This window comes from Falcatimonas sp. MSJ-15 (assembly GCF_018918265.1).
In the GTDB taxonomy this organism is placed as follows: domain Bacteria; phylum Bacillota; class Clostridia; order Lachnospirales; family Lachnospiraceae; genus Falcatimonas.
Map to the genome: position 1 here is coordinate 41,195 of NZ_JAHLQC010000021.1, position 19,427 is coordinate 60,621.

Here is a 19,427-nt window from a genome sequence, read left to right on the forward strand (position 1 = left end):
CCTGTATTATACATTAACTATCAAAACCACTAATTAATCTACTAAATCTGGTGTATAGCTTTCTTTGTAAGGAAGTCCAAACTTATTGAGTGCTTCCATGAATGGATCCGGATCAAATTCTTCAATGTTATATACGCCTTTTTTGTTCCATGTCTTAGTCATAAGCATCATTGCTCCAATCATTGCCGGAACACCTGTTGTATATGATACTGCCTGTGATCCTACTTCTTTATAACATTCTTCATGGTCACATACATTGTAGAGATAATATGTTTTATCTTTGCCATCTTTTTTACCTCTAAAGATACATCCTATATTAGTCTTTCCTTTTGTTTTTGGACCAAGTGATGCTGGATCTGGAAGAACTGCTTTTAAAAACTGTAATGGAACAATCTGTTTACCTTCGAATTCAATTGGCTCAATTGATGTCATTCCTACATTCTCAAGACATTTAAGATGTGTAAGATAACTCTGTCCAAATGTCATGAAGAATCTTATTCTCTTAATGCCTTTAATATTAAGTCCAAGTGATTCAAGTTCTTCATGATGAAGAAGATACATATCTTTTTCACCTACTTCAGGGAAATTATATACTCTCTTAATCTCCATAGGTTCTGTCTCTACCCATCTGCCATCTTCCCAATAACTTCCTTTTGCACTTACTTCTCGTATGTTAATCTCAGGATTAAAGTTAGTTGCGAATGGATATCCATGATCACCTGCATTACAGTCAAGTATATCTATATAATTAATCTCATCGAATTCATGCTTCATTGCATACGCTGAGAATACGCCTGTTACACCTGGATCAAAACCACTTCCAAGAAGTGCTGTAATTCCAGCTTCTTTGAATTTTTCTCTATATGCCCACTGCCAGCTATATTCGAACTTTGCTGTATCAAGTGGTTCATAATTAGCTGTATCAACATAGTTAGTCTTTGTTGCAAGACATGCATCCATGATTGTAAGATCCTGATATGGTAATGCAAGATTTAATACAACATCTGGCTTAAAACTGTTAATAAGCTCGATTAATTCATCTACATTATCTGCATCTACTTTTGCTGTATGAATAATTGTCTTTCCACCATCTAATTTTGCTTTTAAGGCATCACATTTACTTTTTGTTCTGCTCGCAATCATAATCTCTTCGAATACTTCGCTATTTTGACAACATTTATGAATCGCTACACTTGCAACTCCACCACATCCAATTATTAAACATTTACCCATTTTTAATTCCTCCATATATATCTTATTTTTTTACTTGTTATTTATTCTACTTCTTTTAATACATTTTCAACATAATTAGGAAGTGCAAATGCACCAACATGAAGTCTTGTATTATAATATTTTGTATCTATTCCAAGTGAACTCCATCTAACTGCATCAAGATCTCTTATTGGATGATATTTCTTAGATGCAAATCCAAACAGCCAATGACCTGCCGGATATGTTGGAATATGTGCCTGATATACTTTAGTTATTGGAAAAGATCCAACAATACGCTTATGTGTTCTGTTCATCACGTATACATCTTCGCCATAGAATGGACTTTCATGCTGATTAACCATTATTCCATCTTCACGAAGTGCTTTATAACAGTTTCCATAGAATTCTTTTGAAAAAAGTCCTTCGCCTACTCCAAAAGGATCTGTAGGATCGACAATTATCAAATCATATTCATTCTCACATTTTCTTATATAGCGAAGTCCATCCTGATGATGTATCTTAACTCTGTCATCACCAAATCCACAACCTGTCTGAGGAAGATATTTCTTACATACTTCTACTAAAAGTTCATCAACTTCTACCATATCTATCTGCTCAACCTGATTATATCTGCATAATTCACGAAGAACGCCGCCATCTCCTGCTCCTATTACAAGTACTTTTCTCACATTAGGATGTACTGCCATAGGAACATGTACAATCATCTCATTGTAGATGAATTCATCTTTTTCTGTAAGTATCATATTGCCATCAAGTGTTAAAAAACGTCCAAACTCCTGTGAATCAAAAATATCTATTCTCTGATATTCACTTTGGCCACAGAATAATTGTCTGTCTACTTTTATTGAAAATTTTACATTAGATGTATGTTTTTCTGAAAACCATAATTCCATAATCAGCCCTCCTTAAGAACATTAATCATCTCAATGTTCATATCTTCTGTTCCTGTAAGTTCGCAGCCTTTTGCTTTGGCATATTCAACATAATCAATAATCTCTTCTGTTATCTCTTCACCAGGTGCAAGTATAGGAATTCCCGGTGGATAACACATAACAAATTCCGTACATATCTTTCCTGCACTTTCTTTTAGTGGAATAGATACTTTATCTGAATAGAATGCCATCTGAGGTGTTGTTACAACTTTTGGATTAATATATTCATGATCAAGCATACCCGCTTTATCTTTTTTATGAAGTCGTCTTATCTCTGCAAGTGCGCTTACCAGACGCTCAAGATCCTGTATTCTGTCACCAACAGATACATAAGCAAGTATATTGCCAATATCACCAAATTCAACCTGTATGTCATAATCATCTCTTAAAATGTCATATACTTCAATTCCTGCAAGTCCGGCATTAATCGTATTAACTGATAACTTAGTAATATCAAAATCATATATTGAATCACCGTCTACTATCTCTTTTGAATATGCATAATAGTCTCCTATTCGATTAATCTCTTCTCTTGCATATTCAGTCATGCTAATAACTTTTCTGAATATCTCTTTTCCGTTCATCGCAAGATTCTTACGTGATACATCAAGACTTGAGAGTAATAGATATGAACCACTTGTAGTCTGTGTAAGATTAATTACCTGTCTTACATATCCAGGATTCATTCCCGCTCCTACAAGCAAAATCGAACTCTGTGTTAATGAACCACCAGATTTGTGCATTGATACTGACGCAAGATCCGCACCAGCTTTCATTGCTGATACCGGAAGATTCTCTCCAAAATACAAATGTGTTCCATGTGCTTCATCCGCAAGCACTTTCATCCCATGTGCATGTGCATATTTTACAATCTCTGTGATATTAGAACATATACCATAGTATGTAGGATTATTAACAAGTACTGCTTTTGCATCAGGATTCTCATCAATAGCCTTCTTAACGTCAGAAAGTGACATTCCAAGTGCTATTCCAAGTTCTTTTTTGGACTGTGGATTAATATATACTGGCTCTGCTCCACATAAAATCAATGCATTAATTACACTTCTATGCACATTTCTTGGGAGAATTATCTTATCACCTCTCTTGCATACAGATAATACCATACTCTGTACTGCACTTGTCGTTCCATTTACCATAAAAAATGCATGTTTTGCTCCAAATGCCTGCGCTGCAAGTTCTTCTGCATCTTTAATTATTGATACTGGATGACACAGATTATCAAGTGGCTTCATAGAGTTAACATCCACTGATAAGCATCTCTCTCCCAAAAAATCTGTTAATTCCTTGTTTCCTTTTCCTCTCTTGTGACCTGGCACATCAAAGGGTACTACTCTCATCGTTCGTAAGCGTTCTAACGCTTCTAATATAGGAGCCTGATTCTGATTTAACTTTGACATTATTATAAGCTTCCTTTCCAAAATGATATTATCTTCAGTACAATCTTATAATTGTACTCTTTCACACATTGGATCAATATTTGGGAATCGTATTTTCATATAAACTAAAAAAGAATCCAAGTAACTGTTTACACAATACACTTGAATTCCAATAAATCACATACACAGAATATCTACTATTTTATAAAAACTGTTTCATGATTAGAGTCTATATAGCAGGAAATACTTTTACTACTCTTATTGATTTTTTCACAAGTGTGATGTGCATCATCGCACACGGTTATTAAGTAACCAACTTATAAAATTTGAGTAATTTCACTCAATCAGTGCATATATCACTGAATCAATAATGCAACCCAAAGTTGCGGCCGGCATTGACCCCAGCTGTCCGTATGGCTTTAATTCCCAATTGGGAAAGGTCAAAATATATTTGCTCGGTTCATACATAATGTTACTGTATGAAAGCAGTAAAGGCTCTAATCGCCTAAAACATAAATATTATTATAAAATATTTATAAACAAAATGCAATTCTTTTTTCATTCCTTTGCTATCTCTATATATATGATTGTATGACGTTTATACACACTTTTTCAATGTAACATTCCACTTTAATATAGCACATGGCATATCTTTCTCATATTATAAACTTATAGTATTCTCATAAAATTCATAATATTCTGATATATAATGATTAGAGAATCACAAATTAGCATTTAATCAATCTATATCTAATATATAGACTGATTAAAATGAAAATAGCCACCTTGACATCTTGTCTATCCACAAGCCTGTCTTAGTGACTATTATCTCTTTAACTCATTATGCACTCTATATAACCTGCCTATCGTGCATAACTGATATCATAATCTTTGTGTTCTAATGCTATTAATAAGCTCAGATTAAATATCATATTTTCCTGTAATATCATTATTCACAACATAATATACAGCATTATCTTCTGGTTTTACATACATCGTAAGCTCTGTAACAGTAACACCTTCAGCATTCAGTTTTTCTTTTATCTGGCTTGATATTTCATTCATATCAATCTCTTTACTATTATACTGAACAACAGTCTTTTCAATTACAGAATTAGTTACAACCTTATTATCTACTCTAGACACAGCTGCCATAGTACTTCTAGCAGATGCTTCCTTTGGTGTTAATCTTTTTTTTCGCATAGTGCATCTCCCTTCAAAATATAAATATATTAATGTAATAACTTAGATTATTCCTTGCAATTACATATCAATATTAACTAGCTAAAAAATTCTGTTAATGCTTCAATTGCTTTATCCTCGTCCTGACCTTCAGCTACAAGATTTATATCCATACCTTCTGAAGGATTAAAAGCCATGATTCCCATAATGCTCTTTGCATTAATCTGCTTTGTGCCACTCTCAAGAATAATTCTACTATCGAACTGGCATGCTACCTGAACAAGTTCTGCAATTGGATTACTGTGCTTCTTTGATAAATCTGAAACTATAACTTCATTTTTTTTCATAATAATACCCTCTCTATGTACTTTTACATTTTTAATACCTAACAATATCTTATTATAAGTATCTTTGTTCATTTTTGCAACTACATATTTTTATTATATGCTTTTTTATCTTTGTAGTATTTATTAAATGGCTCATTGATAGTTCTTCCATCATTATGAAAGCCAATTATCTCATCAATATTAACATCATGCACACTCTTAAATATGTTATATTCAACATTAGGAATGTCACTTCTAAGTTTCTCTATCATATCTTTGATATCACTTCTCGCTGAACGAAGCTCTCCTGATTCTTTTAATTTAACTCTGCTGCATGCACAATTAATAAAATGCAAATCATTATACTCTGAAAAAGTTATTATATCTCTTTCTTTTATAAGAAACATTGGTCTTATAAGTTCAATACCTTCAAAATTCTTGCTTCTAAGCTTAGGCATCATACTCTGCAGCTGTCCACCATAGAGCATACTCATAAGAACTGTTTCTATCACATCATCAAAATGATGTCCAAGTGCTATCTTATTGCATCCAAGACTCTGTGCTGTTCTATAGAGAAATCCTCTTCGCATTCTTGCACATAAGAAACACTGATTAGCATCATTTTCTTCAACTACTTCAAATACATCAGAATCAAATATCTCTATTGGAATTCCCATTAGCTTTGAGTTCTCCTCGATTATCTGGCGATTAACTTCGCTATATCCCGGGTCCATAGATATATATCTGACAGTTACTGAATTGTCTATATGTCTTACATATTCCTGCATAAGTTTTGCTAATAGCATGGAATCTTTACCACCTGATATACACACTGCAATCTTATCACCCGGAGATATAAGTTCATACTTATTAATGCCATCAAGGAACTTACTCCACAGAGATTTGCGATATCTCGTTATAATACTTCTTTCTATCTCTTTATATCTTTCCATAAACATCCTTTGTCATACTATATTGCCTGTAATATTACTGACAGCATATATTCTGATAACAGTTATAAGACTGCAAAGTTATACAACTAACGCAGTCTTACTGTTCTAATTCATATTACAGATTAGGCTGAATAACCTTAGCATCGTATCCATTATCTTTTAATGCTTTTGTAATCTGCTCTTTATGTTCATTGCCAAATGCTTCAAGTGTAATCTGTAATTCAACAGCTTTACTTCTGTTAATACTTACAAACTGATTATGTTCAAGTTTTATTACATTACCTTGTTCTTTAGCTATTATACTTGCAACTTTTACAAGTTCACCTGGCTTATCTGGTAATAGTACTGATACTGTAAAGATTCTTCCTCTCTGTATAAGTCCATGCTGAACAATTGATGCCATTGTTATAACGTCCATATTACCGCCACTTAAGATTGATACAACTTTTTTACCTGTAAAATCAAGATGCTTAAGTGCTGCTACTGTAAGAAGACCTGAATTCTCTACAACCATCTTATGATTCTCTACCATATCAAGGAATGATACAATAAGCTCATCATCTTCAATTGTTATTATTGAATCAATATTTTCTTTAATATATGGGAATATATTGCTACCTGGTGTCTTAACTGCTGTACCGTCTGCTATTGTACTTACTGATGGTAATGTTACAACTTCACCTTTCTCAAGTGATGCTTTCATACAGCTGGCTCCTGCTGGTTCAACACCAATAACTTTAATCTTAGGATTAAGAAGTTTTGCAAGTGTTGATACACCTGTTGCAAGTCCGCCTCCTCCAATTGGTACAAGAATATAATCAACAGTTGGCAGTTCCTTGAATATCTCCATTGCAATACTTCCCTGACCTGTTGCTACATCAAGATCATCAAATGGATGAATGAATGTATATCCTTTTTCATCTGCAAGTTCATAAGCTTTTGCACATGCTTCATCATATACATCTCCATATAATACAACGTCTGCACCATAACTTCTTGTTCTATTAACTTTAATAAGCGGAGTACTTGTAGGCATTACAATTGTAGCTTTGCAGCCATAAAGTTTTGCAGCATATGCAACGCCCTGTGCATGGTTACCAGCTGATGCTGTTATTAATCCTTTGCTTCTTTCTTCATCTGTAAGAGTACTTATCTTGTAATATGCTCCTCTTACTTTATATGCACCTGTATATTGCATATTTTCAGGCTTTAAATATACTTTATTACCTGTCTGATTACTAAAATACTCACTATACATAAGTTTTGTATCATTAGTAACTTTTTTAACTATTTCACTGGCTTCTTCGAATTTTTCTAAAGTTAATTTTTCCATTCCATTTTCCTCTTTTACTAATTAATATCTGATTCTCTAATATATAAGAATCCTCTTTTATCTAATAACTCTTAGCATTATCATCATATTTATAAATTATATCATCTATTCACAACTTTGCAATGCTAAATTTCAAAAAAAGAATGTATACTATTGATTCTCTTCATGATGTTCTACATTAAATAATGCATTAACGAATTCATCTGCATTAAATTTCTGAAGATCATCAATATGCTCACCAACACCAATATACTTAACCGGTATACCGAATTCTGACTGGATAGCAACCGCTATACCACCTTTTGCTGTTCCATCAAGTTTTGTAAGAATAATACCTGTTACATCACATATATCCTTGAATTCTTTTAACTGTGACAATGCATTCTGTCCTGTTGTTCCATCAAGTACTATAAGATTCTCTCTATATGCATCCGGATATTCTCTATCTATAACTTTATTAATCTTTCTTAATTCTTCCATAAGATTCTTCTTATTATGGAGTCTTCCTGCTGTATCACATATAAGAATATCTGCATTCCTTGCTTTTGCTGCAGCAACTGCATCATATATTACTGCTGCCGGATCTGAACCTTCATTCTGTGCAATTATATCAACACCTGCTCTATGTGACCACTCAGTAAGCTGTTCTATGGCTGCTGCTCTGAATGTATCAGCTGCCGCAACTATAACTTTCTTACCCTGAGCTTTTAACTGACCAGCCATCTTACCAACAGAAGTTGTCTTACCAACACCATTAACACCAATTACAAGAACAACTGATTTTCTGTTTTCAAAATCATAGGCATTCTCGCCTATATCCATCTGTTCTTTTATACTGCTTATAAGAAGTTCTTTACATTCTGAAGGTTCTTTAATCTTATTTTCTTTTACTTTTGCTTTTAGATTCTCGATAATATCATTGGTAGCATTAATTCCTATATCACCCATTATCAGAATCTCTTCTATCTCTTCATAGAAATCTTCATCAATACTTGAAAATCCAGAAAAAATGGAATCAATCTTAGAAACGACATTATCTCTTGTCTTAGTAAGCCCTTCTACAAGCTTCTTAAAAAATCCTTTTTTCTCTCCCATATCTTATTTCTCCTTTATAACATTATCTTTGTGCTAATTAGTGCTGTTAATCTGTTAATTATTTAACACATATATTTTTTACATATACTCTAACATATAATCTTATAATTAACTACTCTTTTTTATCTTCAAGTTCATTCTCTATAAGATCAACTGATACAAGCGTTGATATACCTTTTTCCTGCATAGTAATACCATATAGTCTGTCTGCTGATGCCATCGTTCCACGTCTGTGTGTAATTACAATGAACTGCGTATGCTTAGTCAGCTTATGAAGATATCTTGCATATCTGTCTACATTAGAATCATCAAGTGCAGCTTCTATCTCATCAAGAAGACAAAACGGTGATGGCTTAAGATTCTGTATTGCAAATAAAAGTGCAATAGCTGTAAGTGCTTTTTCTCCACCTGACAACTGCATCATATTCTGAAGTTTTTTACCTGGTGGCTGTGATATTATTCTTATACCAGCTTCAAGAATATCTTCATCTTCTACTAACTCAATAGAACCTTTTCCTCCGCCAAAGAGTTCTTTGAATACTTTATCAAACTCGTCTTTTATCTCTGCAAATTTTTCTGCAAATTGAGTTCTCATTCCGGCGTCAAGTTCATCTATGATTCCTACAAGTGTCTCTTCTGCTGTAATCAGATCATCATGCTGTGTCTTCATAAAAATATATCTCTCTGATATCTCCTTGTAGTCTTCAATTGCATTAACATTAACATCTCCAAGTTCTCTTATATCTGCTTTAAGAAGTGATATCTGCTTTTTCATCTCACTAATATCTGTAAGCTCTTCATCTCTAAATTCCTGTGCTGCACTATATGTAATCTCATATTCATTCCACATATAGTTAATTCTTGATTCGTTAGCTTCCTGATACTTCTCATATAGACTTTCAAGCCTTAGCTTTTCTTTTTCAAGATTTGTTATGTTCTGTTGTATATTATCTCTCTTTTCAAAGAAAGTCTTATGTGTTTTTTGCATTTCTTCTCTTTTTTGTTTATGCTCAAATATACTTTCTTCACATTCACTAATCTTTTGTTCTAATGCTGTAATCTCTTTTCGTATATTATCAAGTTCTTGTTCTTTATCACTGACTTCTTTAGCTGACTTGCCAAAATCTCCAGTAATTCTTTCAAGTTCCTTTACTATCTTTTCTTTTTCTCTCTCAGTTCTGATAATATTCTCATTGATAAAGTTCTTTCTCTGATTAAATGATGCCATTGAAAGTGTTTTGCTCTCACATTCTTTTGCTTTAAGTTCTTCTTCTGTTTTACACTTTTCATATTCTCTTGATAATATATCAATTCGTGTTCTGGCATCTGCTTCTGCTGTATCATATTTTCTAAGTGCAGCATTAATCTCTACAGCTTCATCTTTAATCTCTTTAATCTGTTCTTCAATATCACTACTCTCTTTTACAGTATCATTATATTCTTTTTCAAGTTCGCTCTTTCTGTCCTTTGCCTGTCTAAGATTAAGTTTAGCAGTATTAAATACAAGATATGTATCCTGTAAAAGTTTATTATTCTCTTCTATAGCTTTCCTAACTTCAAAAAGTTCTATATTTTTCGCTTCTTTTTTAGCTGCAAATTCAGTTCTTATTCGCTCTGATTCTTTTACTTTATCATCAAGTTCTTCTATCTCTCTTCTTCTTCCAAGGAGGTTACTGTTATTCTTAAATGCACCACCTGTCATTGAACCACCAGGATTAAGCAATTCACCTTCAAGTGTAACTATTCTTGTTGAATACTTATATTTTCTTGCAATCTGAATAGCATTATCAATTGTATCAACAACCAGATTTCTTCCAAGCAAGTATTTAACAAGCCCAGTAAACTGCTTATCAACATGCACAAGATCCGAAGCAATTCCTATAACTCCTTTTTCTCTAAGAATAGCTTCATTACTGATACTATCTTTACCTGATATTGATGATAATGGAAGAAATGTCGCACGGCCTGACTTACTTGTCTTTAAAAATGTAATAAGATCTCTTGCTGTATTCTCATTATCAGTTACAATATTTTGAATACTTCCACCAAGGGCTGTTTCAATTGCTACTTCATATTTTGAATCAACTTTTATTATATCTGCTACAACACCTATTATACCTTTATTAGTATCTCTAAGCTCCATAACTTTTCTAATACTATTACCATATCCGTCATATCGCTCTGTTATATTCTTAAGCGACTCAAGTTTTGATTTGTCAATATGATATTGCTGCTGTGCTTTTTCCATATCAGAATCAATATTCTTAATCTCGTCTTTTTTAGCACTCTCTTCGCTTTGCAATTCACTGATTGTAGCATTAATACTCTCAGCTCTTACATTAGCTTCATCACACTCATGTTCAAGTCTCTCGATTGTACTATCATGTGCATCTGCATCGCTCTTGGCTTTAAGAAGTCTCTGCGTAATCTGTGCTTTTCTGATATTAATCTGATCAAGCATTGTCTCATAATGCTGAACTTTTGATTTTATATTAGATTTCTCATTGAGATTATCAATAATAAAAGATTTCAGTTCATTAATCGTACTATTTAACTCTTTTATATGCTCTGTTAATTCTTCAAGCTGCTTTTCATCTTCATTATCATTGGTCAAAAGACTTATCTCTTTTTCTATTGCTTTCAAATCTTCCTGATATTCTAATAACTCTTTTTCTTTGCTATCTATCTGCTCACTTAACTGAGATTTTCTCTCATTAAGATGTTCATCATTGAGCTTCACCGTCTTTATCTGTTCTAATAAAAGATTGATTCTGCCTTCAAGATTCCCTTTATTAAGTGCATACTCATTCTGAGCTTCTGTATTATTAGTTATAGCATCATTAATCTGTTCAATCTCTTCTTCTAACTTTTCATACTCAACTTTTGTATTCTCATATACTCTATTAGTTTCATCAAGATCATTACTACAGATATCTTTTTTCTCTTCTACTTCTGCAATCAGTTCTTTAGTCTTTTTAAGTTCATTAAGAAAAAGATTAATATCATATTTTTTAAGTTCAGCTTTGTATCTTAGATAAGTTCTGGCTTTTTCTGACTGCTTTTCAAGTGGACCAACCTGTTTCTCAAGTTCTGCAAGAATATCATTAACTCGTACAAGATTCTGTTTCTCATCTTCAAGTTTTTTCTGAGCTATCGCTTTTCTTCTCTTAAATTTTACAATTCCTGCTGCTTCATCAAACAGTTCTCTTCTCTCTTCAGGTTTACCACTTAATATCTTATCAATCTGACCCTGTCCAATTATTGAATATCCTTCTTTACCTATACCTGTATCATAGAACAATTCATTGACATCTTTCAAACGACATGCAGTTCCATTGATAAGATATTCGCTCTCACCTGAACGATATACACGTCTTGATACTGTTACCTGATCATAATCTATTGCAAGTGCCCTGTCTGAATTATCTATAGTAATTGCAACATATGCAAAACCTACAGGTTTTCTAAGTTCTGTACCTGAGAATATTACATCTTCCATCTTAGCTCCACGAAGCTGCTTTGCACTTTGTTCACCAAGTACCCATCTTACTGCATCTGCTACATTACTCTTACCACTTCCATTCGGACCAACTATGCCTGTTATTCCATTGTGAAACTCAAAAACTATCTTGTTTGCAAATGATTTAAAACCTTGCACCTCAATACTTTTTAAATACATAACGCACCTACTTGTCTTTTTTATTTATAGTCATTATTGCATTATATGCTGCTTCCTGTTCAGCAGCTTTCTTGGTTCTTCCAATTCCTTTTCCTACAATCTCATCTCCAAGCATGGCATTAACTTCAAATTGCTTATTATGATCAGGTCCATTCTCTCCAACAAGTTTGTAGACCAGATTCTTGTCACCTTTTGCCTGTACTATCTCTTGTAGGATAGTCTTGCTATCATAAAAGAGCTGTTTATCTTTTATATCTGCGAGAATAAACTTATCAATAAACTCTTTTGCATTAGCAAAACCACCATCTAAATATATAGCTCCAATAACTGCTTCAAACGCATCTGATGTTATAGATTTACGTTCTCTACCACCTGTTAATTCTTCACCTTTTCCAAGAAGAAGGAATTCACCAAGTCTTATGTCTTTACTACATAATGCAAGTGTAGGCTCACATACTATACTTGCTCTCATCTTCGTTAGATAACCTTCTGGTTCGTCAGGGTATCTGTTATATAGATATTCACTTATTGATATTTCAAGTACTGCATCTCCAAGAAATTCAAGTCGCTCATTATTGCTCATATAATTTAATCTATGTTCATTAGCATATGAACTATGTGTAAGTGCTTCTGATATAAGACTTTTATTTCTAAATGAATACCCGATTATCTTTTCAAATTCTTCAATTCTCTTATTATTAGTCAAAATCTTTTCCTCCATAAAAATTAGGCTGCCTCTATTATGAAACAGCCTTTTATAATCTCTTAATTAATTTAAAGCGTTCTTAATCTGCTCTACTGCATCGCCTACAGTAACTATACTTTCTGCAGCATCATTTGCTATTTCAATATCAAATTCTTCTTCAATTCCCATAATAATCTGGAAAATATCAAGAGAATCTGCGCCGAGATCATCAACAAATGTAGTATCCATTGTAATATCGTTTTGATCCACATTAAGTACCTCAGCAATTATTTTTTGTAATTTTTCAAATTCCATTTTTTAGTCAATCCTTTCTGATTCTTGTTTATTTAAAATGCTCTCCTTAATTTTTGAATTAACATCCTGCTCTTTAAATGTAACACATTGAATTATAGAATTTGTCACTTCTTTCGCTTTAGAATTTCCATGAGTCTTTACTACAAGACCATTGAGTCCTAAAAGTGGTGCTCCACCATATTCACTTGCGTCAAATGTTTTAAGTGTTTTCTTTAAAGCAGGTTTTATCAGCATTGCGCCAATTTTACTTCTTAATGATGACATAAGTCCACCTTTGATTTTACTAATCATTGTACTACCAATGCCTTCATACAGTTTAAGGATAACATTACCAACAAAAGCATCACAGACTATAACATCTGCATAACCATTTGGTATCTCTCTTGCCTCTATGTTGCCTATAAAATTAATATCAGTACAATTAGATAAAAGTGGATATGTCTCTTTTACAAGCATATTACCTTTATCTTCTTCAAGTCCAATATTAACAATAGCAACTCTTGGATTCTTTATTCCAACTACATGTTCCATATATATAGAGCCCATTCTCGCAAATTGCACAAGATGTGATGGTCTTGCATCAACATTAGCACCACAGTCTATTAATAGAGATACTCCATCCTTTGATGGAATAAGAGAAGCTAATGGTGGTCTCTCTATACCTTTTATTCTTCCTACTATAAACTGTCCGCCTACAAGAACTGCTCCTGAACTTCCAGCCGAAACAAAAGCATCTGCTTCTTTTGATTTTACAAGGTTTAAAGCCACAACAATCGATGACTGTTTTTTCTGTCTTATTGCCATAACAGGTGGTTCACCAGTTTCAATCACTTCGTCTGCATTAACAACTTCTATTTGTTCTTTATTGTAATTATACTTAACAAGTTCTTTTTCAACAATATCTTCTTTTCCTACAAGAATAACTTTTATATCAGCACGTCTATTAACGGCGTCTATTGCACCTTTGACAATCTCTACCGGAGCATTGTCGCCACCCATTGCATCGACAGCCACCCTCATCATATTCTGCATGTTCAATCCTCCTTGCGTTATCTATTACTTAATATACTAAATATTATAATATAAATCAATATGTTTTTTTTCACAAAATGGACACTCTTTTTTTGACAATCAGACATTGAGATAAACACTGATAATTACGCAAAAAATTAAGGGATACCATCTATACATGGTACCCCTTTTCTACGTTTTCTGTTATGAACAACACTTTAGTATGACTAAAACATATTAAATAATATATTATAATTAGTCAACAGCAACGATTTCTTTTTTGTTATAAGAACCACAAGCTTTACAAACTCTGTGTGGCATCATAAGTTCTCCACATTTGCTGCATTTTACTAAGTTTGGAGCGCTCATTTTCCAGTTAGCTCTTCTCTTATCTCTTCTAGCTTTAGAAGATTTATTCTTTGGACAAATAGACATGGTTACACCTCCTTAAAATTGTTGAAAATATCACGGATAACTGACATCCTCGGATCAAGTGACTCTCTATCACAGCCACATTCACCATAATTGAGATTCATCCCGCATCTATTACAAATACCTTTGCAATTGGGTTTGCAAAGTACTTTCATAGGTAAATTTAGTAAAATCTCGTCATAAACAAGCTCATCTACATTAAGATTATAGCCCTCAACATAGCTCTTCTCGCCTGACTCTTCTCTACTCTCTGCTCCTGACTCACTCATATCAATATCCTTAGATATCTCAATTTCTATATCACTCTTTACAGTTTCAAGGCATCTTGCACATGGTATATCCAATGTAACCTTAGAAACAGCTTCAACCATGAGTTTTTTCTGTCCCATATTTGTTATGGATACCGCTACATGGTCTCTGTTGGATATAGGATATTCGCCAAGTTTACACTTGAACGCATCCATCTCGATATCAACAACATATTGTTGGGTTTTGCCCTCTCGGGATAAAATTTCTGTTAAATTAATTAACATATCTGAACCAATCCTTATTTAAATTCGGTTCTATTTCACACCTAGACCATTATACTAGCGACATCCATTTTTGTCAACCATAAAATTCTACTATATTATGTATAATTATTTTACTAATGCTAATGTATCTCTTGCAATAGCTAATTCCTCATTTGTAGGTATTACACATAATTTAACTTTTGAATCAGGTGTTGAAATAATACCTGGAACACCTACTGCTTTTTCACTTGCAGCTTCATCAAGTTTAATTCCAAGATATCCTAAATATTTGCATACCATTGGTCTTAACCATACTGCATTTTCACCAACACCTGCTGTAAATGTAATTGCATCTACACCATTCATTGCTGCTACGTATGAACCAATATATTTTGCTACTCTGTAAGCATATGCTTCAAGAGTCTGTGTTGCAATCTCATCGCCTTCGCTCATTGCTGCATTAAGATCTCTGAAGTCACTTGAAAGTCCATTTGATAATCCGTAGATACCTGACTTCTTATTAAGTATATTAAGTACTTCTGAAACTGAAAGATTCTCATGATTGCAAAGGTACTCAATAATCGCTGGATCAAGGTCACCTGAACGTGTTCCCATTATAAGACCTTCAAGTGGTGTAAGACCCATTGATGTATCTACACATTTACCACCGATTGAAGCTGAGATTGAAGCACCATTTCCAAGATGACATACAATAACTTTTGCTGTATCTTTATCAAGATTAGCAAATTTGATTGTCTCACCTGATACAAACATATGGCTTGTTCCATGGAAACCATATCTTCTGATGTGGTATTTTTCATAATATTCACGAGGAATAGCATAAAGATATGCTTTAGGTTCCATTGTTCCACCAAAAGCTGTATCCCATACTGCTACGTTTGGCTTACCTGGCATAGCAGCTTCAGCTGCTTCGATACCGATTAAGTTAGCTGGGTTATGAAGTGGTCCAAGGTCAAAACATTCTCTTACTACCTTCTTAACATCTTCTGTTACAAGGCATGATTCTTTGTATGCTTCACCTGCATGAAGTACTCTATGACCAACAGCAGCGATTGCATCTGTTGATTCGATTACACCATGTTCTTTATCAACAAGTGCATCAAGAACAAGCTTAACAGCTACATTGTGATCTTTAATAGGTGTCTCGATTGCATATTTATCTTTTCCTGTTGGTTTATGTACTAAGTTTGAACCTTCAATACCAATTCTCTCAACAAGACCTTTTGCAATTACGCTTTCATCATCCATGTTGATAAGCTGATATTTAAGTGATGAACTTCCGCAATTTAATACTAAAATATTCATTAGATAAACTCTCCTTATGTATATTATATTCTACCTGATTATCAGGTTGTTATTGGTTTATTATTAGTTCTGAGCCTGTACAGCTGTGATAGCTACAACGCCTACGATATCGTCAGCAAAGCATCCTCTTGAAAGATCATTAACTGGCATTGAAAGTCCCTGAAGAACTGGACCATAAGCACCTGCTTTTGCAAGTCTCTGTACTAATTTGTATCCGATATTACCTGCTTCAAGGCTAGGGAATACTAATGTATTAGCATGTCCTGCTACTTTGCTGCCTGGAGCTTTTGCTTCACCAACACTTGGTACTAAAGCAGCATCTAACTGTAATTCTCCGTCTAAAGCAAGTTCAGGGAATTTTTCTTTTGCAATTCTTGTAGCTTCTGCAACTTTTGTTACATCATCATGTTTTGCACTTCCCTTTGATGAGTATGAAAGCATAGCAACTTTTGGTTCGCTTCCTACTAATAATTTGAATGATTCAGCTGAAAGACCTGCGACCTCAGCAAGTTTTTCTGAATCAAGATCTGTATTAACTGCACAGTCAGCAAATACAAATAATCCATTATCACCGAATTCACAATCTGGTACTTCCATAAGGAAGAATCCTGATACGCTTCCGATACCTGGTCTTGTCTTTAATAACTGAAGTGCTGGACGGATTGTATTACCTGTTGAGTGGCATGCACCTGAAACTGCACCATCAGCATCTCCACATTTGCACATTAAACATGCATAGTACATGTAATCTTTTTCCATCTGTTCTTTAGCCATCTCTGGTGTAACACCTTTTTTACTTCTAAGCTCAACAAATTTATCAATATATTTCTGTTTATTTGGATCGTTAAATGGATCTACGATTGTAGCACCTGTTATGTCATAACCTTTACTATTTTCAGCAATCTCTTCTGGTGTACCGATAATGATAAGATTAGCGATACCTTCCTTTAATATTTTTTCTGCTGCCTCGAATGTTCTCTTGTCCATAGACTCTGGTAAAACGATAGTCTTTTTATCAGCTTTTGCTCTTTCTTTGATTTTGTCAATAAATGCCATTATTACTGACTCCTTCCTTTAAATAAATTATCATTTTGTTATAATTCATAAGTACTCTTCTATACAAGTAACTTATCTAATGTTTTGCATGTCATAAAAATCAAAACTATGTTTCACTATATGAAATGCTTTTTTGACTTTTAACACCTGCACCTCCATATTTACATATTATAAACCAAATGTTTATTGTATACAAGAATATTTTGGTAAAAAAATTTAATTAATTTTTTAACAATGTTTTGATGTTGTATATTGTCTTTGTCTTTGTTAGACTATACTAATAAAAGAATTTTTTGATTTATTCTAAATATGAATATTTTGATTTATTTCAAATATGAATATTGTACTTTTACCAGTTCATTATTTATAGTCATTATTTATATCAATCAATATTCACAATTAATTATTTATCCTGGAGGTGTTATTCATGTCTGTGGTTGGTCTTATTACCGAATATAATCCATTCCACAATGGACACAAATATCATATAGAACGTGCGAAAGAACTTACCGGTGCTGACAGTGCTGTCGTTGTAATGAGTGGCAACTTTGTACAACGTGGTGCACCAGCTTTTATCGATAAATATTCAAGAGCAAAAATGGCACTTAATAACGGAGCAGATCTCATCATCGAATTGCCTTATATCTATGCTAATTCCAGTGCTGAATATTTTGCAACAGGTGCTATTAATACTCTATATCAGCTTGGTGTTGATAAGCTCTGCTTTGGATGTGAAACAGATAATAGTGAGCTTCTCATGTCTATGGCAAAGCTCCTTGCTAATGAGCCTGCTCAATTAAGCAGTTGCATCAAGAAGTATTCTTCTATGGGATTATCCTATCCATCAGCTCGTGCAAAAGCACTTGCAGAGTATACGAATAATGAACTTAGATGCAGTGATTCATCGCTTTACAATGATATTGACTTTAATTTTATCAATAAACCAAATAATATATTAGCTATTGAATACTTAAAATGTATTATCAAAAATAAGCTTCCAATTAAACCTTATCCGCTAAAAAGAAAAGGAAATGAATTTCACAGCATTGAACTTGGAGATTTTGCAAGTGCATCTGCAATTCGTCATTTTTTTAACGCAGATAATTCTGATAGCATTAATTTAACTAATATTAATTCTAATTTTATTAATGAAGATATATTATTAAGCGTTCCGACCGATGTAGCAAAGTTCTTTAAAGAGTATTATTTAGTTACTTTTCCTGTTACATCTGAACATTTTAAAGATCTTATATATTATAAGCTATTATCACTGCAGTCTGCCGGAGTTGATATTGCAAAATACTATGATGTCACTAATGATCTTGCTAATAGAATATATAACCATCTTGGTTTTTCAATATCTTCACTTGATTCTTATATTAAGTCGTTAAATGCTAAAAATTACACTTATACTAGAATCGAGCGTGCGTTATTTCATATTCTCTTAGATTATACAAAAGATGATTTTGAATCTTTTTCCGGCTCCACGCCATATATTAATGTGCTTGGCTTCAATAAAAACGGTCAGAAGATATTAAAAGATATTAAAAAGAACTCAGATGTCCTATTAATAACCAAAAAAAGTGATGCTAAAAAGAATCTGTCATCTGATGCATATAAAATATTTGAGTACGATCTTAAAGCAATGCGCTTATATAATCAGATTGTATATTCCACAAGTAATAATCCTGAACTTGCGGCAAAAGTTATATCAGATGACTACAGACGTGGTGTTATTATTATTTAACTAAAAAATTTTACCCCTGCTCCTGACAAAGATCCACTAAAAAATGGTTCTAAACTTTACTTGGGGGTAGAGTTTAGAACCTTTCATTTTTATAAAAAAAGATAGGCATAAACAATCCCATAAGTTATAATTAAATCACCACAAAATAATCAACAAAGGAGAATGCTTATGCCTAATACTAATTTTATATCAAATCTTCTAGAAATTAAAGAC

General features: G+C 33.2%; 17 protein-coding genes. 1 reads left to right on the plus strand and 16 read right to left on the minus strand.

Features of this window, described 5'->3' with window-relative positions:
* Nucleotides 1-33: 33 nt before the first annotated feature.
* The 16 genes from KQI85_RS14235 to pta all read right to left on the minus strand — a co-directional run bounded on the left by KQI85_RS14235 (nucleotide 34) and on the right by pta (nucleotide 17,467).
* A complete protein-coding gene (locus KQI85_RS14235; RefSeq protein ID WP_216576734.1) occupies nucleotides 34-1,233 on the minus strand; it encodes a saccharopine dehydrogenase family protein in 1,200 nt (399 codons plus the stop codon).
* 41 nt (nucleotides 1,234-1,274) lie between these two features.
* Nucleotides 1,275-2,126 (minus strand): polyamine aminopropyltransferase, encoded by an 852-nt coding sequence (gene speE / locus KQI85_RS14240; RefSeq protein ID WP_216576735.1) that lies wholly within the window; start codon nucleotides 2,124-2,126, stop codon nucleotides 1,275-1,277.
* Nucleotides 2,127-2,128: 2 nt separating this feature from the next.
* The gene (locus tag KQI85_RS14245) at nucleotides 2,129-3,583 is read right to left on the minus strand and encodes an aminotransferase class I/II-fold pyridoxal phosphate-dependent enzyme (protein WP_216576736.1); all 1,455 of its coding nucleotides are present in this window, start codon (nucleotides 3,581-3,583) and stop codon (nucleotides 2,129-2,131) included.
* A gap of 900 nt (nucleotides 3,584-4,483) precedes the next feature.
* The gene (locus tag KQI85_RS14250) at nucleotides 4,484-4,765 is read right to left on the minus strand and encodes a DUF6465 family protein (RefSeq protein ID WP_216576737.1); all 282 of its coding nucleotides are present in this window, start codon (nucleotides 4,763-4,765) and stop codon (nucleotides 4,484-4,486) included.
* A 77-nt stretch (nucleotides 4,766-4,842) separates the two neighbouring features.
* On the minus strand, nucleotides 4,843-5,091 hold the full coding sequence (locus KQI85_RS14255) for an HPr family phosphocarrier protein (protein ID WP_216576738.1): 249 nt from the start codon (nucleotides 5,089-5,091) through the stop codon (nucleotides 4,843-4,845).
* Nucleotides 5,092-5,171: 80 nt separating this feature from the next.
* Nucleotides 5,172-6,023: an ATP-binding protein gene (locus tag KQI85_RS14260; RefSeq protein WP_253293911.1), complete on the minus strand. Its 852-nt coding sequence runs from the start codon at nucleotides 6,021-6,023 to the stop codon at nucleotides 5,172-5,174.
* A 115-nt stretch (nucleotides 6,024-6,138) separates the two neighbouring features.
* Entirely contained in the window at nucleotides 6,139-7,356 is a 1,218-nt protein-coding gene (ilvA, locus tag KQI85_RS14265; protein ID WP_216576740.1) for a threonine ammonia-lyase, read from the minus strand.
* Nucleotides 7,357-7,506: 150 nt separating this feature from the next.
* Nucleotides 7,507-8,451 carry a signal recognition particle-docking protein FtsY gene (ftsY, locus tag KQI85_RS14270; protein WP_216576741.1) on the minus strand — a complete coding sequence of 315 codons (945 nt, stop codon included), beginning with the start codon at nucleotides 8,449-8,451 and terminating at the stop codon, nucleotides 7,507-7,509.
* A gap of 112 nt (nucleotides 8,452-8,563) precedes the next feature.
* Entirely contained in the window at nucleotides 8,564-12,130 is a 3,567-nt protein-coding gene (gene smc / locus KQI85_RS14275; RefSeq protein ID WP_216576742.1) for a chromosome segregation protein SMC, read from the minus strand.
* 7 nt (nucleotides 12,131-12,137) lie between these two features.
* The gene (gene rnc, locus KQI85_RS14280; protein ID WP_216576743.1) at nucleotides 12,138-12,851 is read right to left on the minus strand and encodes a ribonuclease III; all 714 of its coding nucleotides are present in this window, start codon (nucleotides 12,849-12,851) and stop codon (nucleotides 12,138-12,140) included.
* Between the two features lie 48 nt (nucleotides 12,852-12,899).
* Nucleotides 12,900-13,130, minus strand: coding sequence for an acyl carrier protein (gene acpP, locus KQI85_RS14285; RefSeq protein WP_216576744.1), 231 nt, complete (start codon nucleotides 13,128-13,130; stop codon nucleotides 12,900-12,902).
* Nucleotides 13,131-13,133: 3 nt separating this feature from the next.
* Nucleotides 13,134-14,162, minus strand: a complete 1,029-nt coding sequence (gene plsX / locus KQI85_RS14290) for a phosphate acyltransferase PlsX (protein WP_216576745.1) — start codon at nucleotides 14,160-14,162, stop codon at nucleotides 13,134-13,136.
* A gap of 234 nt (nucleotides 14,163-14,396) precedes the next feature.
* Nucleotides 14,397-14,576, minus strand: coding sequence for a 50S ribosomal protein L32 (gene rpmF, locus KQI85_RS14295; protein ID WP_216576746.1), 180 nt, complete (start codon nucleotides 14,574-14,576; stop codon nucleotides 14,397-14,399).
* Nucleotides 14,577-14,578: 2 nt separating this feature from the next.
* The gene (locus tag KQI85_RS14300; protein ID WP_371820663.1) at nucleotides 14,579-15,037 is read right to left on the minus strand and encodes a DUF177 domain-containing protein; all 459 of its coding nucleotides are present in this window, start codon (nucleotides 15,035-15,037) and stop codon (nucleotides 14,579-14,581) included.
* 174 nt (nucleotides 15,038-15,211) lie between these two features.
* Nucleotides 15,212-16,411, minus strand: a complete 1,200-nt coding sequence (locus KQI85_RS14305; protein ID WP_216576748.1) for an acetate kinase — start codon at nucleotides 16,409-16,411, stop codon at nucleotides 15,212-15,214.
* 63 nt (nucleotides 16,412-16,474) lie between these two features.
* Nucleotides 16,475-17,467, minus strand: coding sequence for a phosphate acetyltransferase (gene pta, locus KQI85_RS14310; protein ID WP_216576749.1), 993 nt, complete (start codon nucleotides 17,465-17,467; stop codon nucleotides 16,475-16,477).
* A 427-nt stretch (nucleotides 17,468-17,894) separates the two neighbouring features.
* Here pta and KQI85_RS14315 point away from each other — a divergent pair, with 427 nt between their 5' ends.
* Complete coding sequence (locus KQI85_RS14315; protein WP_216576750.1) at nucleotides 17,895-19,214, plus strand: nucleotidyltransferase; 1,320 nt, start codon at nucleotides 17,895-17,897, stop codon at nucleotides 19,212-19,214.
* Nucleotides 19,215-19,427: the final 213 nt, after the last annotated feature.